Here is an 18,430-nt window from a genome sequence, read left to right as displayed (position 1 = left end):
GCCAAAGCGAAACAATCAATCGATGGCGATACCCATGCTGCGGACGACGGAACCAGAGCCCGACGACCGTGACGCTATCGTGAAGTCCGGCCGCCATCCAACCATAAGCTAGACAAGAACCGCCTGGACCTTGCGGCCGGAGTCGCCAAAGACGCGGAGATAGCGTTCAATCTCGTGCTTGTCGCCGCTCGCCTTCATGGGATTGTCCGACAGTTTGACGGCCGGATGCCCGTCGGCGTCGACGACTTTGCAGACGAGCGAGATCGCCTTGAGCCGGTCGTTCGGCGTCGGGGCACAATCGCGGAAGTCGTTGGTCAGGTTGGTGCCCCACCCGAAACTCATGTTGACCCGGCCGCGAAAGTAGCGGTGCGTCTCCTCGATCGTGTCGACGTCGAGCGCGTCCGAGAAGACGAGGCGCTTGTCGCGCGGATCCCGCCCCATCGCGTTCCACCAGGCGATGATGCGCTCGCCGCCTTCGATCGGGGGTGCCGAATCGGGTCGAAACCCAGTCCAGTCGGCCACCCATTCGGGCGCATCGCGCAAGAACGAGGCCGTGCCGAACGTGTCGGGCAGCACGATCAGCAGGTTGCTGCCGTAGTAGGTTTGCCAATCCGCCAGCACCCGATAGGGCGACAGGCGCAAGGCTTCGTCGTCGGGCGCAAGAGCCGCCAGCACCATCGGCAGTTCATGGGCATTGGTGCCAATCGCCACGAGATCGTTGTTCATCGCCAGCAGCACGTTGCTCGAGCCCGTGAAGGCGGTTCCGAGCCCCTCCTTCAGCGCCTCGACGCACCAGCTCTGCCACAAAAATCCGTGCCGCCGCCGTGACCCGAAATCCGAGATGCTGAGGTCGGGCAATTGGCGCAGGCGCTCGACTTTGGACCAGAGCTTGGTCTTGGCACGCGCATAAAGCACGTCGAGCTCGAAACGGCCGAGCCCCTTGAGGGCGGCGCGGGACCGGAGTTCGTTGATGATCGCGAGGGCGGGGATTTCCCACATGGTGGTTTCGGTCCACGGCCCCTCGAAGGTCAGGACGAATTGCCCATCCTCCTTGCGAAGATCGTAGGCCGGCAACGCGAAATCGTTGAACCAGGCGAGGAAGTCGGGATGAAAGATCTGCCGCTGGCCGTAAAAGCTGTTCCCGGCGAGCCAGATCTGTTCCTTTTTGGTGACACGGAGGCTGCGAGCATGATCGAGCTGCTCGCGGAGCTCGGTCTCGTCGATCTCATCCGCGATCCGCACCGACGACGTTCGGTTCCGGACCGAAAACGTGACGCGGCGATCTCGGTAGAGACCCCAGATCATCTGCAGCATCAGCAATTTGTAAAAATCGGTGTCGAGCAAACTCCGGATGATCGGATCGAGCTTCCAGGTGTGATCATACACCCGCTTGGCGATGTCGGTGGTGGTGGCCATGATGGTTCCGCTGCATCGGTCGCATCAGCGAACCGAGCCCTCGCCTTACCGCCTCGGCGCACCGTCGACGACGCGCGGCCTGCCGTCCAGGCCGACGACGAAGCTGCTTGTCGCGTATCGGACGGGCCACGGCTCCGTCAAGCCACAAGGCTCCGTATGGAAAACACCCGACCGATGACACGATCGACGCAGCCGCAAAACAGCCGCGTCGATCGTTGATCGGTTGCTGACCCGAGAGGGCGGCCGCTGCAGCCGAGCTTAAGCGACCTGCAGGTTGACCGCAGAGGTCTTACCGCGATCGGCCTTCAATTCGAAGGAAACTTCCTGACCCTCATTGAGCGTTTTCAGGCCGGCGGCTTCGACAGCGGAGACGTGGACGAACACGTCTTTGCCGCCATCCGAGGGCTGGATGAACCCATAGCCGCGGATGCTATCAAACCACTTCACGATACCTTTTTGCATAGTCTGTCCTTATCGAAGGGCGTCCCGACGCAACGACCAAGCAGCCGGGAACTCGGGTCGCCCACCTTGAAGCACGGCATGTGGGCCAGTGCGGATCGATTTCAACCCGGACCAGACGGCGCGGCAGACGCATCGGGGCGTACCCCTGGAAGTTCCGACTGAAACCCGTTACATCACCGTCTTCATTCCACCTGCCGAAACCCACTCTGATGACCGACCATCCCCTCAATTCCCTCGGCTTGCCGAAGGCCCCCGCCGAAACGCGGGTCGTCGTCGCCATGTCGGGCGGCGTCGACTCATCGGTCGTCGCGGCCCTGCTGGCGCAGCAGGGCTATGAGGTCATCGGGGTGACGCTGCAGCTCTACGATCACGGCGCGGCCATCGAACGCAAGGGGTCCTGCTGCGCGGGACGCGACATCCATGATGCGCGCGCCGTGGCGGAGCGGCTCGGCATTCCGCATTACGTGCTCGACTATGAAAGCCGCTTCAAGGCCAAGGTGATCGACAGTTTCGCCGACAGCTATCTCCGGGGCGAGACGCCGATCCCCTGCGTTAGCTGCAACCAGCACATTAAATTCGCCGATCTGTTCGAGACCGCCCGCGATCTCAATGCTGACGTTTTGGCGACGGGGCATTACGTCTCCTCCCGCAGCGTCGATGGCAAGCAGGCCTTGTTTCGGGCGCGCGACGCGGATCGCGACCAGAGCTACTTTCTGTTCGCGACGACGGACGCGCAGCTCGAGCTGTTGCGCTTTCCGCTTGGTGACATGACGAAGCCGGAGGTGCGCGAACACGCCCGCGCCTTCGGGCTTGCGATCGCCGAGAAGCAGGACAGCCAGGACATCTGCTTCGTGCCGACCGGGCGCTACGCCGATCTGATCGAGCGGTTGCGCCCAGGCGCCGCGACGGCTGGCGACATCGTCCATCTTGATGGACGCGTGCTCGGCCGACATGCCGGCATTCTTCACTACACCATCGGGCAGAGACGCGGCCTGGGGCTATCCACCGCGACCGGCCCATCGGCCGAGCCGCTGTTCGTCGTGCAACTCGACGCAGCCCAGGCGCGCGTCGTCGTCGGCCCGCGCGAGGCGCTCGCGACCCGAGCCGTGCGGTTGCGCGACATCAACTGGATTGGACCCGACAGCTTTGCGGCCCTGGCGGACGCCGAAACCGAGATCGCTGTGCGGCTCCGTTCCACACGGGCGCCGGTGCCGGCGACCCTGGGGCGTGTCGACGGACAGCCGATCGTGACCTTGCTGGCGCATGAGGATGGCGTCTCGCCTGGGCAAGCCTGCGTGTTCTACGCCTCCACGGCCGCCGATGCCCGCGTGTGGGGCGGCGGCACCATCATGTCGACGGTCGCGGCCGTCACCGCACCCTCGAGCGCATCCGCTCCATCCCGCCTCGAAACGGCGGATGGCGCAGGCCGTCTCGCCGCCGGATGAACGCACCGGACGGCCCTAAGCCCGACCACAGCACCATCCGCGACAGCCAGCAGGTCGTCTCGGCCTATGCGCGCTGGGCTCCGATCTATGATCTTGCCTTCACGGCCGTGATGCGGGCCGGTCGAAAGGCCGCGGTCGCTGCGGTGGCCGAAACGGGGCGGCTGATTCTCGATGTCGGGGTCGGCACCGGGCTCGAATTACCGATGTTTCCGCTCGGCTGCCGGGTCGTCGGCATCGATCTCGCCGAACCCATGCTGCGCCGGGCCGGCGAGCGGGTGCGGCGCGACAATCTTGCCGGGGTCGAGGGGCTTGCGGTCATGGACGCGACCCGGATGGCTTTCGCGGACGCGAGCTTTGATGCCGCGATCGTGCCTTATGTGCTGACCGTGGTCCCGGACCCGACCGCCATGATGGATGAGATCAGCCGCGTCATCCGGCCCGGCGGCAGCATCGTGCTGGTCAATCATTTCGGGGCCGAGGCGGGCCTGCTGAAACCGATCGAAGCTTGGCTCGGCCAGCGCAGCGCCTCACTCGGGTGGCATCCGCAATTCCCCTTCAGCGTTCTCGGAGACTGGGTGGCGGCGCAGCGCGACATCGAGATGCTCGACCGCCGTCGAATCGGGCCGCTTGGGCTGTTCACCGTCGTGCGTCTTCGCAAGACGCGTTAATCCGAAAAGCTCGTCTCGGCGTTTAAACGACGCGTTTGCAATGCCGCCGCAAAAGCCTCCGATCGGCATGGAAACTTGCTATAAGGCCGGCAGCCGCCCCCAAACCAAATCGACGGACACTTGCGCGACAGCCTCACTGTTCTTGCCATTCTGCTGATCGCGGTCCTGACGACCGCGCTCGTCGGTCCGTATTTCGTCGATTGGAACGGGCATCGGGGCGAGATCGAAGCACGGTTGTCGAGCCTGCTCGGGGCGAAGGTCGAGATCACCGGCCCGATCGACGTCAAACTACTGCCACGGCCGATCTTTCGGCTCCAAGGCCTGACCGTATCGGGCGGATCGGCCCGCGCGGCGCGGGTCTCGGCCGAGCGGGTCGATGTCGAACTCGCCCTGACGGCGTTGCTGCGCGGCGACATCCAATTGATCGACGCCGACCTCACCCGGCCCCACGTGACGCTTGCGATCGCGCCGGATCGCTCCATCGCGGTGCCGGACTTCAACGGCGCCGACGCCAGTCGGGTCATTCTTAGCCACCTCGCGGTCCACGATGGCATAATCGACTTCGTGGGCCAGGACGGGTTTGCGATCGGCGGCATCGAGGGCGAGGGGGGTGCCGAAACCTTGGCCGGGCCGTTCAAATTTGCCGGGCGGGTCGATACGGCGCGCGGGGCACTCGGCTTCCGGGTCGCGACCAGCGCGGTCGAAGGGCACGCGCTCCGACTAAAGGCGACGATCGATCCTTTGAACGGCTCGCCGAAGACGGAGCTCGAAGGCACGGTCGTGAGCACAGCGGCGCCGGACCGTGCCGCAGCGCTGTCGTTCAGCGGGATGGTGACCGCCACGGGCGAGATTCCGTTGCGCGACACGCAATCCGTCATCCCGTGGCGGCTCGGCGCTAAATTGCAGGCGGATGGCCAGCAGATCGCCATCAGCGATATCGATATGAGGGCGGGGACCGACGGCCGCGCGCTGGCCGCGACGGGCACCGGACGGGTGGATCTCGGCACGGCGCGTGCGGCGCAGCTGACCTTGAAGGCGCGGCAAGTCGATCTTGGCAAAGTGGCTGTCACGGGTGCCGACCAGGACACCAGCACGGACCCGATCGCGGATCGCTTGGCGGCTCTGGCGCGTTTCGTGAACAGCGACGATCCGTTCGCCGGCCTGCCCTTTCCGGTGACGGTCGATTATGCCGTCGACACGCTGGTGTTCGGCAATCAGACCTACGCCAATCTCGACGGCACAGCGACGCTCGCGGCCGGTCAGCCGATTACGGGATGGACGGCGATCGAGTCGGGTGATGGATCGCGGGTCCGGTTCGAGGGGAGTTTCGAGCCAGGCGCGGCGGCCGTGTTCAAAGGACGGCTCGACGCCGCCAGTCGCGATCTCGAGCGGTTCGCCGATGGCCTCGCGCCCGACCTGCCGGATGTCGCGGATTGGTTGAAACTATCGCTGCCGGTCAAGACCTTTGCGTTTACGGGCGCGGTCGAGCTGTCGAAGATCGGGGTCGCGGCCCATGATGCTGCGATCACGATCGATCGATCGATATTCGGCGGCACCATCACGCTGACCCGCGCGGTGGGCGATGATCGGGCGCGGCTTTTCGCCGATCTCACCTCTGATGCGCTCGATCTCGATGCCTTGCCCGATTGGCGCAATACGGCGCAAGCCGCATCGGCGCTCGATCTCTCGCTCAGCCTCTCGGCTCGGGCGCTCCGCCTCGCCCGCACCGATGTCGGCGCCGTGGATGCGGGCCGAATCGCCCTGCAGTTGCACAAGACCGGCTCTGCCGTGACGCTCGATCGGCTGTCGCTCGCCGATCTCGGGAGCGCCACCGCGGACCTGACAGGCCACAGCGACGGCCAGACCGCCCATCTCGAAGGCCGCTTCGATGCGCGAAAGCTCGGCGACCTCGCCAAGCTGATCGACCGGATCGCGCCCGGTGCCGCCACCGACGCCCTGGCGGCCCGCTCGGACGTGCTGTCGCCTGCGCTGCTGCAGGTCTCGGTGGACGCCGCCATCGATCCGGACGGAACCCTCGTGCCCGTCGCCCTGTCGCTCGATGGCACAGCCGCCGGCACGAAGCTCGGGCTTCACCTCAAGCCCGATGCCACATCCTCGTTCACGCCGGACAAGGGCGCCCGACCGCCCTTCACGGCGACGCTGCTGCTCGACGCGCCCGAATCGGGCGCCCTGCTTCGGCAACTCGGCATCCAGACATTGCCCGCAACCGCCATCGGGCACGGCAAGGTGGATGCGTCCGCGCATGTCGGCGCCTCCGGCACGTTGGACGGCGCGGTCGCGGTCACGCTTGGGGATACGAAGCTCAGTTTCGTGGGGCGCGGCAACCTTGGCGGAGAGATGACCGGCCATTTGACCATGAAAGCTCCGAACGTGGCGCCAGCCCTGCGGGCCGTGATGCTGGCTTCACCCGAACCCGGCGCGATCTGGCCTGCCGATGCGGACGCGGTCGTGATCTGGCGCGATGGCAAGGTGGTGACCAAGGGGCTGACGGCTCGCCTGCTCGGTCAGCGTGTCAGCGGCGATCTGTCATTCGTGCCGTCAGCCGACCATGCGGCCGCGCCATCGCCTAAGCTTGAAGCCGCGACGCAACCGGCCGCGCTGACCGGCGCCTTGACGATCGACCGGGTGCCACTCGACAGTCTGGTCGGGTTGGTGCTCGGCCCGCTGCCGCAGCCAAAGGCCGGAGCCTTGTGGCTCGACACGCCCTTCGGGCCGAGTTCCCTGACGCTGCCGCGGACCAACCTCGCCGTGACGATCGACACGTTGTCGCTCACCGGCACCCTCGCGGCACAAAACGCCAAGATGGGGTTGCGGCTGACGCCGGGCGTGCTGACCTTGAGCGACCTGACCGCGACCCTCGGCGACGGTCAAATCGGCGCCGACGTTACCGTCCGACGGGATGGACCAGCCGCATCAGTCGCAGGTCGGGTGGAGTGGTCCGGTCAACCTCTCGGCACGCCGAGCCTCGGCGGACGCAGCGATGCGACGCTCGATCTCGCCGGGACGGGCGCGACGGAGGCGGCCCTCGTGGCCAGCCTCGCGGGGACCGGCACGGTGCGGATCCAGGATGCACGCCTGCCGCGCCTCGACCCCGACGCGATCACCCGCGTGGTTGCCAGCACCGATGCGACCACCACGATCGACGAAGCCGAGATCACACAGGATTTGGCCCGAGAACTCGACCATGGCGCGCTATCGCTCGGCACCATCACGACACCGGTGACGATCGCGGCGAGTGTGATGCGTGCCGATCCGGTCAAGGTGAAGAGCGCAGGCGCGTCCTCCGAAACGATTGCGCTGCTGGACCTCCGGACCCTGCTCTGGTCGATGAAGACCACGGCCACCATGACCACATCGCCGAAGGATTGGACCGGCGCACCGCCACAGGTCGGCATCATCTGGAAAGGTCCGTTCGCGGCGCCGACGCGTGAGATCGATGCCGCCGCGCTGGTCAACGGGATCGCCGCCCGCGCGATCGGTCGCGATCAGGCCAAGATCGAAGCGTTTCAGGCGGATGTCCGGGAACGTGCGCTATTCTCGAACAAACTGAAGGCGATCGAGGCGGAACAGCAGGCGAAGCGCGACAAGGATCATGCGGATTCGGAGGCAGCCCTCCAGAAGCTTCTGCAGACGCCGGACGCGACCAAACCGCCGGTCGTCCCCTCGCCCCCGGTAACTCCTGTCCCCATGCCGGTGCCGCGCTTGCGACAGGTCCCCGCTAAGCCGCTCGGCTTGCTTCCAACGCAACCGAGCAAGCCCGCATTACCGCCGGCAGCCCTGGCCGATCCGGGAAGCGCTGGACGATACTGACATCGACCCACCAAGCCGCGGGTCGCAAGCCTAGCGGCTCCGATAATGGTCGAGAACGAAGACCCGCAAGGCCGAAGACAGGTTGGCATCACCGCGCGTTTGATCGATTTCGGCCACGAGGGCCGCGATCGCAATATCGCGTCCGGCCGCAATGGCCTTCAACCCGCTCCAGAACGCGTCTTCGAGCGAGACGCTCGTTGAGTGGCCGGCGATCACCAGCGAATGCTTCGCGACCGCCGTCGGCGACCGACGGCGCTCAGCCACGATCTGGATCGTCGAGGGCGTTGTCAGGCGACCGCCGATGCGCCGCATGCGATCGATCGGCCAATCCCTTCTCGGCCTCGGACAGACGGCGCTCGGCTTTCCCGCGTCCGAAGCTGATTCGATTTTGTTCAGCGCCCGCGGCTGCCGCCTCGCGATCCCGCCGTTTGCGGGCAAGCCTCAGATTGATGAGGTCGCCCAAAGCCAGGCTCAGGGCTTTTTACGGAACGAGTCGATCGATACGACTTTAGCAGCCTGTTGCTGGTCGTCCTGCTTGGGCAGCGCCTCGTCATCGGACTCGGCTGTCACCTTGGAAAGTGAAAGCTTCGCCGTCTTGTTTTCCGGCTTACCGTCCGGCTTGATCGAGGTCGCGCTCGGTACGGCTGCGAGAGGTTTCGTCGTGGCCGGCAGACCCGCCGGCTCGACAGTTGCCAGCATCCGCTTGCTCGGCGCGGTCTTCAACGTTTCGACGGTCGAACTCGGCTTGTCGATCGCCTCTGGACCAGACGACACCGTCGCCTGAGCGGGATCCTGGATGTCGAACTTCAGTCCGAATTGGACGGAGGGATCGACGAAGCTCGTGATCGCCGCAAACGGGATCAGCAGCCGCTCGGGGACGTTGCTGAACGACAGCCCGACCTCGAAGGCGTGTTCCGTCACGCCGAGGTCCCAGAACTGATGTTGCAAGATGATGGTCATCTCATCCGGATAGCGCTCCCGCATCCGGTTCGAGAGCCGCAGGCCCGGCGCGCTGGTCTTGAACGTGATGAAGAAGTGATGTTCGCCCTGCAGCCCGTTGCGCGCAGCCTCGGTCAGCACATTGCGGACGACGCCACGCAAGGCTTCCTGCACGAGGAGATCGTAACGAATAAGATCGGCTGCCATTCAAAACGATCCAAACAGGACATGCGAGACTGGTATTAACTGATGGTCGAGTGGAGGCTTCTGTTGCCAGGTGCCTCCGAACCCCGCCTAGAAGTGCAACCCCCTAGGACTTGATTCCCAGTACCATCACCGCATTACGCAGCGAGGGCCACCGGAGCATAGTTGTCATTGGCAACTATAAGAAAAGCCCGATAACGGTGGTACAATGCCGAGCAAAAGAACACCCTTTACACCCTCGTCGATCCTATTTCGCCCCCACCGAAACCCGTCGTGAACGGGCTTGGGTGGAGGCGCCGGGTACCGCCCCCGGGTCCGAATGGCTTATTCCGATGACCATTTATCGCCATAGCCACCCTTACGGGTGGCACGAGGAATATAGGCGATGATGCGAGCATTAGGAAGAGCATGTGACACGCATGGCTCGATTGCGGTGGTCAATGCGCGACGGATGGGTGCGATCTCGCGTGCCGTGCTGGTGATGATGACGCTGGCGGGCGTGGTCGGCTCCTGGCGCTCGAGCGCGCAAGCCGCCTGTCGCACAACCGAGATTGCGACGCTGCCGCTCAGCCTGAAGGGTGGTCATTTTCGGGTGACGGCGGCCATCAACGGGCATGACGTCGATCTCGTGGTCGATACGGGCGCCGCCGTGTCGGCGCTCGATCGCAAGGCCGCTGATCGGCTGCAAATCGCGGTCGATGCCGGCCGCAGCAGCACGATCGTCGGCGTCGGCGGAACCGGCCGTCCCACCGCGACACGGCTGGCCCGAACCTTGACGCTCGGTGCGCTCCGCCTCGAAAATATCCGCTTCGTGTCGGGATCATTCGTCTCGAGCCCGGCCCGGCCGGAACCGATTGCCGGCTTCCTCGGTGCCGATATCCTGTCCCGCTACGATGTCGAGTTCGATCCCGCGCGGCACGCGATGATTCTGCATCGACCGGAGGGTTGTTCGGGTCGTTTTCTCGATTGGGTCGCCTATGACGCGGTGCCGCTGCAGCGCTTCTATGATGGCAGCTTGAAGCGGGTCCCCGTCGCGATCGACGGCGGTCCCATGTTGGCGCTGCTCGATACCGGAGCCACTGAGACGGTTCTGTTCCGCCCTGCCGTGCGCCGCTTGGGGCCAGCGGCGGCTCCAGCAAAAACCGATCGGCGCGGGGTCGGCGTGGGCTCGGTCGCCGGCAAGACAATTCCGATGTTTACACATCGCTTCGCCTCCCTGATGGTCGGTCGCGACATCTGGCGATCCCCTGATCTGACCGTCGCGAACAACGCGACCATGGGGCTCGAGATGCTGCTCGGGCTCGACTATCTCGGCACCCGGCGGATTTGGATCTCCTACGCGACCGATCAAATGTTCATCGCATTGGGCACGACTGCCGCGCCATGACGGCGCGGGCTGTAACCACCGCCCCGTCGTCGGCGTATCTTCGCCAGAGACGACAAGCAGCGGAGCACGGTCATGACGGATCTCACCCGACGATTGATGGTACTGGCGGGCGGGGGCTCGCTTCTGGCTCTTGTGACGGGGTGGTGGAAGCTACCTGGCGGCGAGACGGCCCAAGCCGCGGAAGGCAATTTCGCGGTGCGTCATACCGATGCCGAGTGGCGTAAGCTGCTCAACGGCAATCAATATGCGGTGTTGCGTCACCAGGGAACGGAGACGCCCTTTACCAGCCCGCTCAACCACGAAAAGCGCGCCGGCGTGTTTGCCTGCGCCGGCTGCGATCAGGCCGCTTTTTCGTCGCGCACGAAATTCGAGAGCGGCACAGGATGGCCGAGCTTTTGGCAACCGCTCGAGGGCGCGGTGGGCGAGACCCAGGATCGGTCGATGCTGATGACCAGGACGGAAGTCCATTGCGGACGCTGCGGCGGCCATCTCGGCCATGTCTTCAACGACGGCCCGCAACCGACCGGCCTGCGCTACTGCATGAACGGGGTCGCGATGACGTTCCGGCCGGGAGACGGGACGGACGGGGCCTGATCGCCAGCAGGACTTGATAATCCGGAGCCGAACCGAAATGGTGGGTCGGCATCTTGGATAGACTTGATCGATCATGTCGCAGGCCCTCAACGACCAACCCTATCTCGATCTCCTGCGGGACGTGATCGATCGTGGCGATGAACGCATCGACCGCACCGGTATCGGCACGCGGTCGATCTTTGGCGCCATGATCCGGTTCGACGTGGCCCGTGCCGCGCCGATCCTCACGACCAAGCGGGTCTATTGGAAAACCGCCATCAAGGAGATGCTGTGGTTTCTGACGGGCCAAACCAACATTCAGGCGCTGCTGCGGGACAACGTTCGGATCTGGACCGACTGGCCGCTCGCAACCTATCGGCGAGAGACGGGCGAGGCGATCTCGCAGGAGGCGTTCGAGGCTCGCATTCTTGGCGACGACGCGTTTGCCGAGCGATGGGGTGACCTTGGCCCCGTCTATGGCAAGCAATGGCGGCGCTGGCTCGGGCCGAACGGTCGCGAGCATGACCAGATCGCCTCGCTGATCGAGACGTTGCGGACCAATCCCTCCAGCCGCCGCATGCTGTTCCACGCCTGGAATGTCGGTGAGTTGAGCGACATGGCGCTGCCGCCCTGTCATCTGCTCTACCAATTCCATGTCAGCAGCGGCCGACTCTCGCTGATGATGACCCAACGGAGCGTCGATCTGGTGCTCGGCTGCCCGTTCAACTGGGTCGGCGCGGTGGCGCTGCAGGCGATGATCGCCCAGCAGGCCGATCTCGAGCTCGGCGATTTTGTCTGGGTGGGCGGCGACGTGCATGTCTACCGGAACCAGATCGAGGCCGTCGAAACGCAATTGGCGCGCGCGCCGCGACCGTTTCCGCGTCTCCGCCTGACCCGTAAGCCGGACAGCATCGACCACTATCGCATCGAGGATTTCGCCGTCGACGGCTACGATCCCCATCCGGCCATCGCGGTCGATGTCGCCGTCTAGCAAAACGAGGGTCGATGCCTGATCTGGTCCTGCGGCCCGCCCTTCCCGGCGATGCCGACCTCATCTTCGCCTTCGTGAGCGAGCTTGCGGCTTATGAGAAACTCTCTCATGCGGTCGTCTCGACGCCTGCGGTTCTGGCCGAAGCCCTGTTTGGGCCAAGCCCCCGCGTGTTCTGCGACATCGCCGCATGGGGCGGCGCTCCAGCCGGCTTCGCCCTGTGGTTCTATGATTTCTCCACCTTCGAAGGCCGTCACGGCATCTATTTCGAAGACCTGTTCGTGCGGCCGGCTTTTCGGGGCCATAAGATCGGCAAGCGCCTGATGGCGGGCCTTACGGCGCGCTGCCGCGCCGAGAGACTGGGGCGACTGACCTGGTCGGTGCTCGACTGGAACGCTCCCTCGATCGACTTCTATAAGGCGCAAGGCGCAGTGATGCTCGACGATTGGACGACATGCCGATTGACCGGCGACGCGCTGCTGGCGCTGGGTCACAGCGCATCTTAGCGTTTAGTTAAACTCGATTTGACCTTGCTTAGACTTCCAAGCCTTCAGCAATTCGGCCTGCACTAAGCGTCTTGATATAGAAGCTTCGTAGTTCCGTCCAAGATCGATCCGAGTCAAGCTAAATTTCTTAATTTCTCTATAACGGAAGATTTTTCTTATTTTCTCAAGCTGAATAAATTCAGTGTCGTATTCATCATTCTCGTCTTTTTTTACCTTCTCGGCGTGAACTTTTTTCCATTCAACTGAAGGAAAAAGCTCACTAAAATGGGCATCGCCCCTTATATCAGCGTCTACTTCAGTCAAATAAATTGTATTAACAAGTCTTAAAAATAAATAATATATCGTTTCACCGCCAATTATGAAAATATCACTTGATCCGTGAAACAACGAATATCTGTCAGCTAGTAAAAGAGCATCCTCAGGCTTACTTACAAAACTAATTCCTTCTCTATCAATACTGGAGGCGGACAAATCGCTTTCTGGCGACGTGTTACGCGACAGGATTATATTAAGTCGATTAGGCAGCTTATGACCGATCGACTCAAAGGTTTTCCGCCCCATGATAACCGGGTGTCCAGTGGTGATCTGACGAAATCGTCGAAGATCGGACCTCAGCTTCCACGGCAGTTGGTTCTCACAGCCGATCACATGCGACTCGCGACTCCGGGCGACAATGAAAGACACAGATGGCATCTGCAGTTTTGGCATTGTTTGTCCGGCAACTCTACGCTGGCTAATTGGTAGAGCCACGGCCCTCAACTCAGCGGTAGGGCATGTCTCTTATGCCTGTTATAAGCATGCCTCCAGATAGAGCGCCATGGTTAGATTTCCGTAAAGACGACGCTGCCCCCGACGGGAATGGCCCGAGTCAAGGTTGCGGAATCGTAATCCTAGCTCGATATGAACATAGAGCGTGGCCGTTGCGGTTTGCGAGGCGGCCTCCCAAATCTAGAACGCGCAACAGCGGCTCTGCCTCGCAGAAGCCGCTTTCTTTGCGGAATGAGAGCGACGTCGGCTCATACAAGAGGACTTCTATGCCCTGGACCAATCAAGGCGGGAACGGCGGCGGGCCGTGGAAACCCAGCAATCCAGGGCCTTGGGGCCAGGGGCCGAGCAACAACAACAATAATAACAACACGCCGGATCTCGAAGAGTTTCTGCGCCGGAGCCAGGAGCGGATGCGCCGGATGATCCCCGGCGGGGACTTCGGAGCTTTGGGGCTTGCTGCCGTCGCCATGCTGATCGTCGTCGTGTGGCTGCTGAGCGGCTTTTATACGATCGCGCCGAACGAGGTTGGTCTCAATCTCGTGTTCGGTAAATATACGGGCAAGACGCAAGCCGGTCTGAACTACAACTGGCCCTACCCGATCGGAGACGTCGACAAGCTGCAGGTCACCGACCGCAACTCGATCGATATCGGCTCGATCTCCCGTGAGGATAGCCGCCGCCCGGGCGTTCAGCTCGGCATGGATATTCCCGAGGAAAGCCTGATGCTGACCGGCGACGAGAACATCGCCGACGTGAAATTCCGCGTCATCTGGCAGATCGATCCGGCCCATCCCGAAGATTATGCCTTTAACCTCCGCAACCCGAACGAAACCGTCAAAGCCGTGGCCGAAAGTGCCATGCGCGAGGTGATCGGACGCTTCAACCTTCAAGGCATTCTGACATCGGATCGGACCAAGGTCGAACAGACCACGCAGGATCTGACGCAGGGCGTGCTCACATCCTACAAGGCCGGTGTTCTGGTTCTGCAGACCCAGTTGCTCTCGGTCGGCCCGCCGGCGCAGGTCATCTCGTCTTATCGCGACGTGACGGCCGCCCAGCAGGATCTCCAGCGCCAGCGGAACGAGTCGGAAGCTTATGCCAACCGCATCGTGCCGGAAGCGCGCGGTGCCGCCGCCGCCATCATTCAAGAGGCGCAGGGCTATCGCGAGCAGACCGTGCAGCAGGCCCAGGGTCAGGCGTCCCGCTTTACCCAGGTTTATGACCAGTACAAGAACGCGCCCGACGTGACGCGCGAGCGGATCTACATCGAAACCATGGAGCAGGTCCTGAGCGGCACCGACAAGATCATCCTCGACGACAAGCAGGGTGTGGTTCCGTACCTGCCGCTCGGCGCCCTTGGATCGACGACAGGGCAAGCCACGGCACCGAAAGCCGGACAGACGGGAGTGGCCCAATGAAATTCGGCCTCTTCGCGGCACTCGCCGCCATTTTGCTGATCATCATCGTCGGCAACAGCGCGATCTTCACGGTCAGCCAAACCGAGCAGGCCCTCGTCTTACGCTTCGGCGAGCCGCAAAGCCTGGTGACCCAGCCGGGGTTGCACTTCAAGCAGCCGTTCGTCGAATCGGTCGTCTATCTCGACAACCGCATCCTCGACCTCGAGGGCGCGCAGGAGGAAGTTCTGGCATCCGACAGCCAGCGCATCCTGGTCGACGCTTTCGTGCGCTATCACATCGCCGACCCGTTGAAATTCTATCAGACGGTCGGCACGATCGCGCGCGCCAACAACCAGTTGGCGTCGGTGCTGAACTCGGCGGTGCGCCGCGTTCTTGGCGATGCAACCCTGCCGCAGATCATCAAGGATGACCGCGCCGGTCTAATGGTGAAGATCCGCGATCAGGTGAATAGCGAAGCCGCGCGTCTCGGCGCAGCCGTCAACGACGTTCGGATTCGGCGGGCTGACCTTCCCAAGGAAATCTCCGAGAAGGTCTATAGCCGCATGCAATCCGAGCGGGCGCGAGAGGCGGCTGAGTATCGTGCTCAGGGCTCCGAGCAGGCGCAGACCATCACAGCCAAAGCGGATCGTGACGTCGTCGTCATCAAGGCTGAAGCCCAACGACAAGCCGACCAAACGCGTGGTGAGGGCGATGCGGCTCGAAACAAGATCTTCGCCGAGGCTTACGGTAAGGACCCAGGATTCTTCGCATTTTATCGCTCCATGCAGGCCTACGCGTCGGGCTTGAAAGCGGGCGACACGCGGCTGGTTCTCTCGCCGTCGTCGAATTTCTTCCGGTTCTTCAACGATCCGGCCGGGACGGCGCCGTCGGCCGCAGCGCCGCAGGCCAAAGCGTCTGGACCGCAAGCCGACGCTGGCATGCCGGCCACGCCCGCCCAGCCCTGAGGCTGGATGATCCAGCGATGGCGTCGCTCCCGGCCAACGCCGCGCGCGACGTCGGCAAGATGTTCGATCGGCCCGCCGAAGAGGTGGGCCGATCCATCATCGGGGTCACTTTTCTGGTCGACGGCGTCGGCGGGCTGATCGTCGAGGCTGAAGCCTATGACCGGGACGATCCCGCCTCACATAGTTTTCGCGGCGAGACCGGACGCAACGCCGCGATGTTCGGGCCGCCCGGTCACGCTTACGTGTACCGCTCCTACGGCATCCACTGGTGCGTCAATCTTGTCTGTCGCCCGGGAAGCGCCGTGTTGTTGCGCGCCATCGAACCCACGATGGGCTTGGACGAGATGCGGGTGCGCCGTGGCACCGAGGCCGTGACGCTCCTCTGCAGCGGGCCGGGACGGCTCAGTCAGGCCCTCGGCATCACCGCCGCGCTCAATGGCCGATCGCTCGACAAGCCCCCCTTCACCCTGATGCCCAACGAGAATGCGCTCGACATCGTCTCTGGGCCGCGCATCGGCATCACGCGCGGAACCGAGACGCCTTGGCGGTTCGGTCTGCGTGGGTCACGGTTTCTGTCGAAGCGGTTTCGCCCGGATCAGGTCGGCTGAGGCACGATGCGGAGGTAGGGGGCGGGCGCGTCCCAGCCGCCCGGATAGGCCTTTTTGGCATCCTCGTCGGACACTGAACCGGCGATGATGACGTCCTCGCCCGGCTGCCAATCGACCGGCGTCGCCACCTTGTGGGCGGCCGTCAGCTGGATCGAATCGAGCGCCCGCATGATTTCGGCGAAGTTGCGCCCGGTCGACATCGGATAGGCCAAGGACAGCTTCACACGCTTGTCGGGCCCAATGATGAACACGGTGCGGACCGTGGCATTGGTGGCGGCGGTGCGACCCTCGGACGTGCCCTCCGTATCGGCCGGCAGCATGCCGTAGAGCTTCGACACGGCAAGATCGGCGTCGCCGATCAAGGGATAGGTCACGGCCGCGCCCTGCGTCCGTTCGATGTCGGCCGCCCACCGATCATGCGACTCGACGGGATCGACCGACAGGCCGATCACCTTGGTGTTGCGCTTGGCGAAGTCGGGCGTCAGCTTCGCGACCATGCCGAGCTCGGTCGTGCAGACCGGCGTGAATGTCTTCGGATGCGAAAAAAGGATCGCGTATCCGTCGCCGATCCAATCATGAAAGCTGATCCGGCCCTGGGTCGTGTCGGCCGTGAAGTCGGGGGCAATCTGTCCGATTTGTATCATGCGGGCTTCCATTGGCTCTGATGCGGCTGCAAAGCCTAGTCAGTGAATAGACTTGACCAGAGCATGCCAGCTGGGTTTTGCCAACCGGGCTTCAGCCGAGGACGTTGTCGATTGGGCGACGCCGATGATGGCGGCCCGATTGCTCACCGGGTCGCCGCAGCCCGATGCTGGCTGACGGCCTGCCCCGCATCGCGCCGTAAGCGCGCGAAAGCCGGAAGCGCCGTGAGAGCCACCAGTCCAATGATCGCGAAGCAGAGCCGGAACGGGCCGCTCGGGTCGGCGCCCTGCCCGGCCGGAAGCGCCTCGGCGATCCGCAGAACGATTGCGCCGAAGGCGACGCCCATCCCCAGCGCCAATTGAAACGCCATGTTGAATAACGTGTTGGCGGGGCCGGTCTGGCCGGGCTCGAGCTCGGCGAACGCCAGCGTATTCAAGGCCGTGAATTGCATCGAGCGGCTGGCGCCGGCGATCATCAAGACCAGCACCATCACGGCGATCGGTGTCGAGCGGTCAATCAGCGCGCAGGCCGCGATCGAGCTCGCGCTGATGATCGTGTTGGCCAGCAGCACGGTGCGAAAGCCAAAGCGCCGCAGGATTGGCGTCGTCAGGGGTTTGATGGCGAGATTGGCTGCGCCGTACCACAACACCAACAGGCCCGACGTGAACGCATCCCGCCCGAGTCCGACCTGAAACAGCAGCGGCAGGAGAAACGGCATGGTGCTGATGGTGATCCGCGCGATCAGGCCCCCATCCATGGTGACGCGGAAGCTCGGCACCCGGAACGCCTCGAGCGACACCAGGGGATGCGAGTGAGTGCGGGCACGCCGTAAGGCCAGCGTGCCGAGCGTGAGACTGGCGATGAGAAACAGCGAGGCGATCCGCCAATCGCCTCCGCTCTGCCCGAAGCGCTCCAACGCATAAAGCAGCGACGCAAGGCAAGACCCGTTGAGCACGAAGCCGAGCGCGTCGAAGGGGCGACGAGCTTCGTCCCGCCCAGCCTCGATCAATCGGAGCGCGAGCCCCAGCCCCACGATCCCGACCGGCACATTGATGAAGAAGATCCAGCGCCAGGACGCTACCGTGGTGATGAACCCGCCGAGCGGCGGCCCGAGCACCGGCGCCGTCAGGGCCGGCCAGGTGAGCGTCGCGATGGCGCGCATCAGGTCCTGCTTGGCGGTGCCGCGCAGCACGACAAGCCGACCCACCGGCGTCATCAGCGCCCCGGCGGCCCCTTGAAGGATCCGCGCCAGGGTGAAGGTCAGCGTGTCGATACTCAGGCCGCACAGGATCGAGGCGATGGTGAACAGCGCGACCGCGCCCGCGAAGACAGGACGGGCGCCGTAGCGGTCCGCCACCCAGCCGCTGGCGGGAATGAAGACCGCGACAGTGAGCAGATAAGCCGTCATGCCGATTGCGAGCGACCCCGGCGTCGTGCCGAAGCTTTTCGCCATCTGCGGCAGAGCCGTCGCGATCACGGTGCCGTCGAGATTTTCCATGAAAAACGCGCCGGCCACCAGCAGCGCCACCCAGGTGGACCGTTGCGGCACGAAGGAGGGGCCTGTCTGCATCCGTCACGCCGGGCCAGAGTCTGAACGCCCGTTCTATAACACGGCCGACCCGCCCACGAGC

General features: G+C 63.8%; 18 protein-coding genes and 1 other RNA gene. 10 read left to right on the top strand and 9 right to left on the bottom strand.

What is annotated here, in order from left to right; translation table 11 throughout:
- Positions 1 to 108 precede the first annotated feature (108 nt).
- Both LGH83_RS13795 and LGH83_RS13790 read right to left on the bottom strand, forming a co-directional pair.
- Positions 109 to 1,416 carry a nicotinate phosphoribosyltransferase gene (locus LGH83_RS13795; protein WP_227399155.1) on the bottom strand — a complete coding sequence of 436 codons (1,308 nt, stop codon included), beginning with the start codon at positions 1,414 to 1,416 and terminating at the stop codon, positions 109 to 111.
- A gap of 258 nt (positions 1,417 to 1,674) precedes the next feature.
- Complete coding sequence (locus LGH83_RS13790; RefSeq protein WP_131113905.1) at positions 1,675 to 1,878, bottom strand: cold-shock protein; 204 nt, start codon at positions 1,876 to 1,878, stop codon at positions 1,675 to 1,677.
- Positions 1,879 to 2,087: 209 nt separating this feature from the next.
- Here LGH83_RS13790 and mnmA point away from each other — a divergent pair, with 209 nt between their 5' ends.
- The 3 genes from mnmA (at position 2,088) to LGH83_RS13775 (ending at position 7,822) form a co-directional block, all read left to right on the top strand.
- On the top strand, positions 2,088 to 3,323 hold the full coding sequence (gene mnmA / locus LGH83_RS13785; protein WP_227399154.1) for a tRNA 2-thiouridine(34) synthase MnmA: 1,236 nt from the start codon (positions 2,088 to 2,090) through the stop codon (positions 3,321 to 3,323).
- On the top strand, positions 3,320 to 3,991 hold the full coding sequence (locus LGH83_RS13780; RefSeq protein WP_227399153.1) for a class I SAM-dependent methyltransferase: 672 nt from the start codon (positions 3,320 to 3,322) through the stop codon (positions 3,989 to 3,991). Before mnmA ends, LGH83_RS13780 begins: the two co-directional genes overlap by 4 nt.
- Before the next feature lie 120 nt (positions 3,992 to 4,111).
- On the top strand, positions 4,112 to 7,822 hold the full coding sequence (locus tag LGH83_RS13775) for an AsmA family protein (RefSeq protein ID WP_227399152.1): 3,711 nt from the start codon (positions 4,112 to 4,114) through the stop codon (positions 7,820 to 7,822).
- A gap of 30 nt (positions 7,823 to 7,852) precedes the next feature.
- On the opposite strand, the gene LGH83_RS13770 is transcribed toward LGH83_RS13775, so the two are convergent.
- From LGH83_RS13770 to ssrA, 4 genes are all read right to left on the bottom strand, one after another.
- The gene (locus LGH83_RS13770; RefSeq protein ID WP_227399151.1) at positions 7,853 to 8,134 is read right to left on the bottom strand and encodes a ribbon-helix-helix domain-containing protein; all 282 of its coding nucleotides are present in this window, start codon (positions 8,132 to 8,134) and stop codon (positions 7,853 to 7,855) included.
- A complete protein-coding gene (locus tag LGH83_RS13765) occupies positions 8,079 to 8,285 on the bottom strand; it encodes a DUF4169 family protein (RefSeq protein ID WP_227399150.1) in 207 nt (68 codons plus the stop codon). Before LGH83_RS13765 ends, LGH83_RS13770 begins: the two co-directional genes overlap by 56 nt.
- A gap of 8 nt (positions 8,286 to 8,293) precedes the next feature.
- Positions 8,294 to 8,968 carry an SspB family protein gene (locus LGH83_RS13760; RefSeq protein WP_227399149.1) on the bottom strand — a complete coding sequence of 225 codons (675 nt, stop codon included), beginning with the start codon at positions 8,966 to 8,968 and terminating at the stop codon, positions 8,294 to 8,296.
- Positions 8,969 to 9,017: 49 nt separating this feature from the next.
- Positions 9,018 to 9,373, bottom strand: a transfer-messenger RNA (tmRNA) gene (ssrA, locus tag LGH83_RS13755).
- Between the two features lie 43 nt (positions 9,374 to 9,416).
- Between ssrA and LGH83_RS13750 the strand changes: the two genes are divergently transcribed.
- The 4 genes from LGH83_RS13750 (at position 9,417) to LGH83_RS13735 (ending at position 12,419) form a co-directional block, all read left to right on the top strand.
- Positions 9,417 to 10,352 (top strand): retropepsin-like aspartic protease, encoded by a 936-nt coding sequence (locus LGH83_RS13750; protein ID WP_227399148.1) that lies wholly within the window; start codon positions 9,417 to 9,419, stop codon positions 10,350 to 10,352.
- 72 nt (positions 10,353 to 10,424) lie between these two features.
- Positions 10,425 to 10,946, top strand: coding sequence for a peptide-methionine (R)-S-oxide reductase MsrB (msrB, locus tag LGH83_RS13745; RefSeq protein WP_227399147.1), 522 nt, complete (start codon positions 10,425 to 10,427; stop codon positions 10,944 to 10,946).
- A gap of 73 nt (positions 10,947 to 11,019) precedes the next feature.
- Positions 11,020 to 11,916, top strand: coding sequence for a thymidylate synthase (locus tag LGH83_RS13740; RefSeq protein WP_227399146.1), 897 nt, complete (start codon positions 11,020 to 11,022; stop codon positions 11,914 to 11,916).
- A 14-nt stretch (positions 11,917 to 11,930) separates the two neighbouring features.
- Positions 11,931 to 12,419, top strand: a complete 489-nt coding sequence (locus LGH83_RS13735; protein WP_227399145.1) for a GNAT family N-acetyltransferase — start codon at positions 11,931 to 11,933, stop codon at positions 12,417 to 12,419.
- A gap of 3 nt (positions 12,420 to 12,422) precedes the next feature.
- Here the strand turns inward: LGH83_RS13735 and LGH83_RS13730 are convergent, their stop codons facing one another.
- Positions 12,423 to 13,169 carry a dihydrofolate reductase gene (locus LGH83_RS13730; RefSeq protein WP_227399144.1) on the bottom strand — a complete coding sequence of 249 codons (747 nt, stop codon included), beginning with the start codon at positions 13,167 to 13,169 and terminating at the stop codon, positions 12,423 to 12,425.
- Positions 13,170 to 13,453: 284 nt separating this feature from the next.
- On the opposite strand from LGH83_RS13730, the gene hflK reads away from it, so the two are divergent.
- The 3 genes from hflK to LGH83_RS13715 are packed head-to-tail and all read left to right on the top strand — an operon-like array spanning position 13,454 to position 16,157.
- Positions 13,454 to 14,605, top strand: coding sequence for an FtsH protease activity modulator HflK (gene hflK / locus LGH83_RS13725; RefSeq protein WP_131113915.1), 1,152 nt, complete (start codon positions 13,454 to 13,456; stop codon positions 14,603 to 14,605).
- Positions 14,602 to 15,549 (top strand): protease modulator HflC, encoded by a 948-nt coding sequence (gene hflC / locus LGH83_RS13720; RefSeq protein WP_227399143.1) that lies wholly within the window; start codon positions 14,602 to 14,604, stop codon positions 15,547 to 15,549. The genes hflK and hflC overlap by 4 nt, the downstream gene beginning before the upstream one ends.
- A 17-nt stretch (positions 15,550 to 15,566) precedes the next feature.
- Entirely contained in the window at positions 15,567 to 16,157 is a 591-nt protein-coding gene (locus LGH83_RS13715; protein WP_413771047.1) for a DNA-3-methyladenine glycosylase, read from the top strand.
- Here LGH83_RS13715 and LGH83_RS13710 read toward each other — a convergent pair.
- Positions 16,145 to 16,801, bottom strand: a complete 657-nt coding sequence (locus LGH83_RS13710) for a peroxiredoxin (protein ID WP_227399142.1) — start codon at positions 16,799 to 16,801, stop codon at positions 16,145 to 16,147. The genes LGH83_RS13715 and LGH83_RS13710 overlap by 13 nt on opposite strands.
- A 143-nt stretch (positions 16,802 to 16,944) precedes the next feature.
- Positions 16,945 to 18,369: an MFS transporter gene (locus LGH83_RS13705; protein ID WP_227399141.1), complete on the bottom strand. Its 1,425-nt coding sequence runs from the start codon at positions 18,367 to 18,369 to the stop codon at positions 16,945 to 16,947.
- Positions 18,370 to 18,430 lie beyond the last annotated feature (61 nt).

The organism is Lichenihabitans sp. PAMC28606, from assembly GCF_020616535.1.
Classification (GTDB): Bacteria; Pseudomonadota; Alphaproteobacteria; order Rhizobiales; family Beijerinckiaceae; genus Lichenihabitans; species Lichenihabitans psoromatis.
Note: the sequence above shows the minus strand (reverse complement) of the source record. Positions and strands in the feature narration are given on the sequence as shown.

Excerpts from the sequence above, each read along its gene's own strand:
- msrB (WP_227399147.1), top strand. The coding sequence starts at position 10,425 with ATGACGGATCTCACCCGACGATTGATGGTACTGGCGGGCGGGGGCTCG.
- LGH83_RS13715 (WP_413771047.1), top strand. The coding sequence starts at position 15,567 with ATGGCGTCGCTCCCGGCCAACGCCGCGCGCGACGTCGGCAAGATGTTC.
- LGH83_RS13770 (WP_227399151.1), bottom strand. The coding sequence starts at position 8,134 with ATGCGGCGCATCGGCGGTCGCCTGACAACGCCCTCGACGATCCAGATC.
- LGH83_RS13760 (WP_227399149.1), bottom strand. The coding sequence starts at position 8,968 with ATGGCAGCCGATCTTATTCGTTACGATCTCCTCGTGCAGGAAGCCTTG.
- LGH83_RS13705 (WP_227399141.1), bottom strand. The coding sequence starts at position 18,369 with ATGCAGACAGGCCCCTCCTTCGTGCCGCAACGGTCCACCTGGGTGGCG.
- LGH83_RS13750 (WP_227399148.1), top strand. The coding sequence starts at position 9,417 with ATGGGTGCGATCTCGCGTGCCGTGCTGGTGATGATGACGCTGGCGGGC.
- hflK (WP_131113915.1), top strand. The coding sequence starts at position 13,454 with ATGCCCTGGACCAATCAAGGCGGGAACGGCGGCGGGCCGTGGAAACCC.
- LGH83_RS13795 (WP_227399155.1), bottom strand. The coding sequence starts at position 1,416 with ATGGCCACCACCACCGACATCGCCAAGCGGGTGTATGATCACACCTGG.
- mnmA (WP_227399154.1), top strand. The coding sequence starts at position 2,088 with ATGACCGACCATCCCCTCAATTCCCTCGGCTTGCCGAAGGCCCCCGCC.
- LGH83_RS13780 (WP_227399153.1), top strand. The coding sequence starts at position 3,320 with ATGAACGCACCGGACGGCCCTAAGCCCGACCACAGCACCATCCGCGAC.
- LGH83_RS13790 (WP_131113905.1), bottom strand. The coding sequence starts at position 1,878 with ATGCAAAAAGGTATCGTGAAGTGGTTTGATAGCATCCGCGGCTATGGG.
- hflC (WP_227399143.1), top strand. The coding sequence starts at position 14,602 with ATGAAATTCGGCCTCTTCGCGGCACTCGCCGCCATTTTGCTGATCATC.
- LGH83_RS13740 (WP_227399146.1), top strand. The coding sequence starts at position 11,020 with ATGTCGCAGGCCCTCAACGACCAACCCTATCTCGATCTCCTGCGGGAC.
- LGH83_RS13710 (WP_227399142.1), bottom strand. The coding sequence starts at position 16,801 with ATGATACAAATCGGACAGATTGCCCCCGACTTCACGGCCGACACGACC.
- LGH83_RS13735 (WP_227399145.1), top strand. The coding sequence starts at position 11,931 with ATGCCTGATCTGGTCCTGCGGCCCGCCCTTCCCGGCGATGCCGACCTC.